Genomic DNA, 1,518 nt, shown 5'->3' on the forward strand with positions numbered 1-1,518 from the left:
GGCCGGGTGTGCAGGACTTCGGTGTGGTGCACCAGCGAGGGTCCGGCGCCGGGGCCGGTGGCCTCGTCGTGTCCACCGCGGTGGCGGTCGGTCAGCCCGGCCGGGGCGTGGGTGTCGTCCTGGGAGGGCCCGTTGAGGTAACGCTCCAGGGAGTCATCCAGCGCGTTGAGCCAGCGGGTGTGATGCTTTTCCGAGAGCGTGCCGGTGATCACCGACCGATGCTGGGCATCGCGGTAGCCCAGGATGTCGACGTGCTTGTTGTGCATCCAGTCCTTGAACAACTGGCACACCGCATCCAGGTCGAAGGACGGGTAGTCGGTGGCATCGATGAGCTCCCGCACGTACTCGGTCTGAAACTCCGCCTCGGCATCATGATCGGGCAGCGCGGCCTGGCGTTCCAGCCACAGCTCGATATCGGCCTCACGCTTGTCGTAATCGGGCAGCTCGATCACCCCGGTCATCACATCGCGGGCAAACCAGGCCTGGGCGTCGAACATGTTGAACGTGTAGTACTGGTCCTGGGCGCCCAGGTAGAACAGGTTGGTGTTCTGCTGCCAGACCACCCCCTTGTACAGGTTGGCCGGGTACAGCACGTTCGGCGAGGACAGCGACAGTTCGCTGGGCAGGAACGGGTACTTGTGCTGGTATCCGGTGCACAGCACGACCGCGTCGAAATCGTCCTGGGTGCCGTCGCTGAAGTAGGCGGTGTTGCCCTCGAAGCGGGTGACCAGGGGGCGTTCCACGGTGTTCCACGGCCAGTGATAGCCCATCGGGTTGGTGCGGTAGCTCATGGTGATCGAGGCCGCGCCCATCTTGTGGGCCTGCATGCCGATGTCCTCAGCCGAGTAGCTGCTGCCGATCATCAGCAGCCGCTTGCCGGCGAAGCGTTCGGCACCGCGGAAGTCGTGGGCGTGCAGCACCTCCCCGGGGAAGGTTTTGATGCCCTCGAACTCCGGGACCGCGGGCACGTGGAAGTGCCCGGTGGCCACCACCAGCTTGTCGAACACATGGGTGTGGGTCTGGTTGGTCTTCAGGTTCTCCACGGTGACGGTGAATTCCTGGGTGTCCTCGTTGAAGCTGGTGTGCCGGGCGACGGTGTTGAACTGGACGTACTTGCGCACATCGGACTTCTCCACCCGGCCCTTGATGTAATCGACCAGCACCGCGCGCGGCGGGAACGAGGAGATGGGGCGGCCGAAATGCTCGTCGAAGGAGTAATCGGAGAACTCCAGGCACTCCTTGGGGCCGTTGGACCACAGGTGGCGGTACATGCTGGAATGCACCGGCTCGCCATAGGCGTCCAACCCGATGCGCCAGCCGTAGTTCCACTGCCCACCCCAGTCATCCTGCTTCTCAAAGCAGGTGATCTGCGGGATCGCGATCCCCTTCTGCCGCGCCGACTCGAACGCCCGCAACTGCGCCAGCCCACTGGGACCCGCACCAATAATTCCGACTCGCAAAGTCATGATTCAATCCTCTTCATACAATATCGTGGAACGTTGAAACCCAACGCCATGA

At 63.4% G+C, this 1,518-nt stretch carries 1 protein-coding gene; it reads right to left on the reverse strand.

Going from position 1 to position 1,518, the window contains the following annotated elements:
- On the reverse strand, positions 1 to 1,466 hold a 1,466-nt coding region (locus A5784_RS10915; RefSeq protein ID WP_232006006.1), incomplete at its 3' end, for a trimethylamine monooxygenase.
- Between the last annotated feature and the right edge of the window lie 52 nt (positions 1,467 to 1,518).

The sequence above is a fragment of the Mycobacterium sp. 852013-50091_SCH5140682 genome (assembly GCF_001665685.1).
In the GTDB taxonomy this organism is placed as follows: Bacteria; Actinomycetota; Actinomycetes; order Mycobacteriales; family Mycobacteriaceae; genus Mycobacterium.